This is a genomic window from Methylovulum psychrotolerans (genome assembly GCF_002923755.1).
Lineage (GTDB): Bacteria > Pseudomonadota > Gammaproteobacteria > Methylococcales > Methylomonadaceae > Methylovulum > Methylovulum psychrotolerans.
On record NZ_PGFZ01000054.1, the window covers coordinates 1 to 2,471 of the forward strand.

A 2,471-nucleotide genomic window follows, 5' to 3' on the forward strand; every position below is an offset into this window, starting at 1 on the left:
AGAATAAAATCAATGATTTATACTTATGGCTTAGAGATTTTAATCAGACTGCTTTCTGTCTGATTAATGAAAAAAGCCTTATTTAGATTCTCCCCACCCCATCCCTCCCCATCAGGGGAGGGGGGCGGATTCCATTGCAACTTGTTGTTTTAAATTAATTTGTTAAACTTTTCAATATCCGGTAGCTGAGCTATTTATCCGAATATTAAAAACTGGATGATCGAGTATCAGCAATTCAAGCGCGACCCCTCTCATCCGAGTTTACAATTTAAATGTGTCCACGCCACTAAGCCCATTTATTCGGTTAGGGTCAATAAGGATTATCGGGCGGTGGGCATTATCCAAAACCATGAAATCCTATGGTTTTGGATTGGCTCACATCAAGTTTATGATAAATTGCTTAAACAGCTTTAGCCGCGTAGGTCGGGCAGGCGGTTTTGCCCGACATTTGCCCGTTCCGCCAGAATCTGGGCAACCGTACCTAGCAGTCAACACGCTTAAGGGCGATGGTGCAAATACAAGGTATGGCCAGTCGCGCGGCAATCTGTCGGGCAAAACAGCGTGCCCGACCTACGCGGCTCCTGCTTAATTCGCGTAACTGGAACCACCTGAATGCAAGCCCAACCGATCAAACAACGCCATGTCATGGTTGGTCATCGGGTTGTCGGTGGTCAGCAGTTTGTCGCCATAGAAAATCGAGTTCGCGCCCGCCAAAAAGCACAGCGCCTGCATTTCGTCGCTCATTTCTTTACGGCCTGCCGACAGGCGTACCCGTGAGGTTGGCATCATGATCCGTGCGACGGCGATGGTGCGGATAAACACCAAAGGGTCTAGCGGTTCGGTACCCATTAACGGTGTGCCTTCGACCTGCACCAACATGTTAATCGGCACGCTTTCGGGGTGTTTGGGCATATTCGCCAGTTCGATCAGCAGTTTGGCGCGGTCGGCACTGCTTTCGCCCATGCCGACGATGCCGCCGCAACAGACGTTAATCCCCGCATCCCGCACCCGCGCCAGGGTGTCCAGACGGTCTTTATAAGTGCGGGTGGTGATGACTTCGGAATAATAGTCTTCCGAGGTGTCCAAATTGTGGTTGTAATAATCCAAGCCGCCTTCTTTCAGCCGCGCGGTTTGGCTATCGGTCAGCATCCCTAAGGTGACACAGGTTTCCATGCCTAGGGCTTTAACGCCTTGCACCATTTCGACCACCCGCTCTATATCGCGGTCTTTCGGTTGCCGCCACGCCGCGCCCATGCAAAACCGTGACGCGCCTTGATCTTTGGCCTGTTGCGCCGATTCCAGCACCTTGGCTATCGGCATCAGAGCTTCGGGGGTGAGGCCTGCATCATAACGCGCACTTTGTGGGCAATAGCCGCAGTCTTCTGAGCAGGAGCCGGTTTTGATGCTCAATAAGCTGCTGATTTGCACTTCGTTCGGGTCAAAGTTTGCCCGGTGGGTGGTTTGGGCTTGAAAAATCAAGTCGTTAAAGGGCAGGGCAAACAGGGCTTGAACTTCGGCAAGCTGCCAATCATGGCGTAATAAAGACATTGGGGGCGACTCCGGCTATAGTTATTGTTAAGCGTAAAACCACACTTATCAACTTGTTATTATGGATTGGGTAGACAACTGGCTTAATATTATACAGGATTACGCGCTACCGCCTACCTGTCTGTTATGCGGCAATGCGGGCGAGCGGCCCCGTGATTTGTGCCAAGCGTGTTACGGGCAATTGTTGCGCCCTACCCAGCATTGCTACCAATGCGCCGAACCCCTGCCCAGCCCCAGTGCCGTGCCCCTGCGCTGCGGACGCTGCATCAGCCGCCGCCCGGCGTTTGACGAAACCCATGCCGCGTTTGTTTATGACGATGCGTTGCGCTATTTGGTGACGGGCTTAAAGTTTGCGGCGCATTATAAAAATGCCCGCTTGCTGGGGCATTTGCTGGCCGAGACGGTACGGCAAAACGCCGAAACGCCCCAGTTGCTGATCCCCGTGCCGCTGCATAAGCACCGTTACCGCCAGCGCGGTTTTAACCAGTCGCTGGAAATCGCCCGCACCGTCGCCCATACCTTAGGCATTCCCTTAAGCGTCGACGCGTGCCAACGCTGCCACGACACCCCGCAACAAAGCCGCCTGAGTGCCAAACAGCGCCGTCAAAACCTACGCCACGCGTTTGTCGTCGCCAAACCGTTAAACGTCCGGCATGTAGCGATCATCGACGATGTGATGACCACCGGCAGTACGGTGCATGAAGTGGCGAAAGTGTTGAAAAAAGCCGGGGTGGAACGGGTGGATGTGTGGGTTTGCGCTAGGGCGTGAAGAAGGTTAATGGGGGGAATAGGGGGCGAAAAGGGGAGTCGCTATTTTTGCGAAAGATTGCTTCGGCATCCTTGCCGGTCAATCAGCAAAAATCACGCGACCGCTTATGCCTTCGGCTGCCCCAGCCGTCCTGGTCACTCGCTCGCCACCCAAC

Annotated in this window: 3 protein-coding genes; 2 read left to right on the top strand and 1 reads right to left on the bottom strand. The window is 53.5% G+C overall.

Annotated elements, in window-relative coordinates:
* The first annotated feature begins 216 nt into the window (after nt 1-216).
* Nucleotides 217-414, top strand: a complete 198-nt coding sequence (locus tag AADEFJLK_RS25355; protein WP_103976010.1) for a ParE family toxin-like protein — start codon at nt 217-219, stop codon at nt 412-414.
* A 171-nt stretch (nt 415-585) separates the two neighbouring features.
* Here AADEFJLK_RS25355 and bioB read toward each other — a convergent pair whose 3' ends face one another.
* The gene (gene bioB, locus AADEFJLK_RS23415) at nt 586-1,548 is read right to left on the bottom strand and encodes a biotin synthase BioB (protein ID WP_103976011.1); all 963 of its coding nucleotides are present in this window, start codon (nt 1,546-1,548) and stop codon (nt 586-588) included.
* Between the two features lie 61 nt (nt 1,549-1,609).
* Here bioB and AADEFJLK_RS23420 point away from each other — a divergent pair, with 61 nt between their 5' ends.
* On the top strand, nt 1,610-2,317 hold the full coding sequence (locus AADEFJLK_RS23420) for a ComF family protein (protein ID WP_103976012.1): 708 nt from the start codon (nt 1,610-1,612) through the stop codon (nt 2,315-2,317).
* The last annotated feature ends 154 nt before the right edge of the window (nt 2,318-2,471 follow it).